At 70.6% G+C, this 2376-nt stretch carries 5 protein-coding genes; all 5 read right to left on the reverse strand.

The genetic code is table 11. The annotated features are described in order from the left end of the window. Positions 1–79: 79 nt before the first annotated feature. The 5 genes from RIM90_RS20235 to RIM90_RS20255 all read right to left on the reverse strand — a co-directional run bounded on the left by RIM90_RS20235 (position 80) and on the right by RIM90_RS20255 (position 2350). Positions 80–313, reverse strand: coding sequence for a hypothetical protein (locus tag RIM90_RS20235; RefSeq protein ID WP_309062145.1), 234 nt, complete (start codon positions 311–313; stop codon positions 80–82). A gap of 406 nt (positions 314–719) precedes the next feature. After that, positions 720–1181: a pilus assembly protein TadG-related protein gene (locus RIM90_RS20240; RefSeq protein ID WP_309062146.1), complete on the reverse strand. Its 462-nt coding sequence runs from the start codon at positions 1179–1181 to the stop codon at positions 720–722. Beyond that, positions 1178–1615 carry a TadE/TadG family type IV pilus assembly protein gene (locus RIM90_RS20245; RefSeq protein ID WP_309062147.1) on the reverse strand — a complete coding sequence of 146 codons (438 nt, stop codon included), beginning with the start codon at positions 1613–1615 and terminating at the stop codon, positions 1178–1180. Before RIM90_RS20245 ends, RIM90_RS20240 begins: the two co-directional genes overlap by 4 nt. 1 nt (position 1616) lies before the next feature. After that, a complete protein-coding gene (locus RIM90_RS20250; protein ID WP_309062148.1) occupies positions 1617–2066 on the reverse strand; it encodes a pilus assembly protein in 450 nt (149 codons plus the stop codon). A 32-nt stretch (positions 2067–2098) separates the two neighbouring features. Then, entirely contained in the window at positions 2099–2350 is a 252-nt protein-coding gene (locus RIM90_RS20255; RefSeq protein WP_109377512.1) for a hypothetical protein, read from the reverse strand. Between the last annotated feature and the right edge of the window lie 26 nt (positions 2351–2376).

The raw sequence follows: 2376 nt of genomic DNA on the forward strand, positions 1-2376 counted from the left end.
CCCGGACACGCCGAAGGCCCCGGCCGCAGCGGTCCGGGGCCCCCGTGCACGCGCTGTCAGCGCACGTCCGCGGTGCGGATCAGTACATGGTGGTGCGCGCCTGGCCGTCCGCCGAGACGCCGTCGAACGTCACCGAGCCGCCGAGACCGGCGGAGACGCCGACGGGGCCGGCCTCGGCGTAGAGGCCCACACCACCGGTCGCGGTGACGGCCACGCTCGCGTCGAGGCCGACGGTGCCCGCCTGGCCGCCGGACACGTTGTCCAGGTCCGCGTCGGAGATTTCGGCCGTTTCGACCTGGGGGACGAGGTTCATGACAGGTCTTTCCCTTCGTATTCAACGATTGCAGCGGCGGATTTCACCCGGATCCCGGAACGAAACAGAGCGGAATGAACCGAACCGGGATTGATCACCAGCGAGCCGCGCACCGATCAAAGCACGCCGGAGGAGAACCGGCCACCGGCGTGCTGGTGCCGCACGCTTTCCCGGCGTCACCGAATTCACCAGTGTGGCAGTACGGTCACGAAAGGGGCCTGTTCCTTCACGCTACCCGCCGGTTGACGAAGGTCCCGGTCGCCGCACACCGCATTCCGGGGCGGTTCCCCGCCCTCCCTCCGGTCCCCGCCCGGTTTCCGTACGACGTCACGGTGAACGATGTGCAGGTCCCAGGGATGTTTCGGGACGGCCCGGGAGCAGGTGCCGGCGGAGGACCGGCCGGGCCTCAGCCCACCAGGTTCTCCGCGACCGCCTGGCCGCGGACCGTCACGTCGCCGCCGTAGAACATGCCCGTGAACACCGGCGAGTACGTCAACTGCACCTCGACCTCCACCGCTTCGGCGTTCGCCGCCACGCAGTGGGTCGCCGCGACGTCCGGCCCGGACATGTCCATCTCGCGGGCGAAGGCCTTCACCCGGGCGTCGCAGTTCTCGTAGTTGATCGGCGCCGGGCCGCCCTCGTTGTCGTAGAGGGCCTCGCGGTCGATGTCCTGGGCGGCGTAACGGGCCGCCTGTTCCGCGATGTCGGCCGCGCGTTCCCGCTTGGAGATGGACATGCCGCCGTCGATCACGAACGCCGACAGCGACAGGAACACGAGCGCGAAGATGATGACCGCGCCGGCGCCCGAGCCCCGGTCGTCCAGCCGGGCTCCGCGAGCCGACAGCCAGGTGCGTACGCGTGTCCTCACGCCGTCCTCCGGTACGGGTCCAGCGGTGAACTGAAGCTGGCGGACAGGGTCGTCGGGACGTCCAGGCCCAGCATGGCCAGGCCGCGCACCTCGCAGCTCACCTCGACCGTGAAGAGGGTGTCGGGTTCGAAGCCCTGGCTGGTCTGCACGACGGTCACCGGGCCCGAGCAGACGTCCGCGAGGTTGGCCCGCGCCGCCTTCCTCGCCTCGGCCATCGCCGTGGCGTGGTCCTTCTGGATGGAGCCGGCGCGGGCCGCGTCCCGTGCGGCGCCGTCCAGCGCGCCGCGCCCGTCCACCAGCTGCCCGAACGCCACCAGCACCAGGATGAACAGGATCATCACCGGGGCGAGGATCACCACCTCGACGGTGGACAGACCGCGGTCGTCGAGGCCACCACGGCGGCCACCGCGGTCGCCGAAGACGGAGAGGTCCATCTCAGTTCTCCCCCTCCTGCACGAACCGCTCGACCGGCCCCACCGACTGCGCGTGCACCGTCAGGTCCAGGCCCGGGAACACCGTCGGAATGCGTGCCGTGATCTCCACGCCCACCGTGTCCTGCTCCGGCTGGACCGTCCTCACGTCCGGTGCCAGCACCAACTGCGGGCCCAGTTGGCGGATGTAGCTGTCCACCACGTCCCGCGCCTCGCCCCGCCAGCCGCCCGGCTGGTCGTGGGCCGTCGCACGCGCCTTGCGGGCGCCCGCCTGCGCCGCCGCCTGGGCGACGTGATCGGCGAAGAAGTACAGCGCGAACTGCACCGTCGCGAAGATCATGAAGAACAGGACGGGCGTGAGCAGGACGAACTCGATCGCGGTCATGCCGGACTCGCCGCGGGCGGAGGCGGCCTCCACCCGTCGGCGTACCCAGCGGCGTACGCGCACCGGCATCCCCGTGGACCCCGTGGTAGTCGTACGGGCGGTCAGCAGGTGCTGCCCGCGTCCGCGCCCTTGATGCAGTCGCCGACCTTGTTCGCGCCCTCGCTCAGCGCGGCGTTGATGATCGCGGCCACCACACCGACGATCGCCACGACGACCGCCGAGATGATGACCCACTCCACCGCGGAGGCGCCCCGGTCCAGTTCGCCGGAGCGGGCGCGCTCCACGCGGGCCCGCATGAAGGTGACCAGGAAGTCCACGGCGGGAATGCCGGTGTGGAAGGTACGTCCGTTCATGACGCGTTGTCCTCTCGAATTCGGTT

The sequence above is a fragment of the Streptomyces sp. genome (assembly GCF_031181555.1).
GTDB lineage: Bacteria > Actinomycetota > Actinomycetes > Streptomycetales > Streptomycetaceae > Streptomyces > Streptomyces fimbriatus.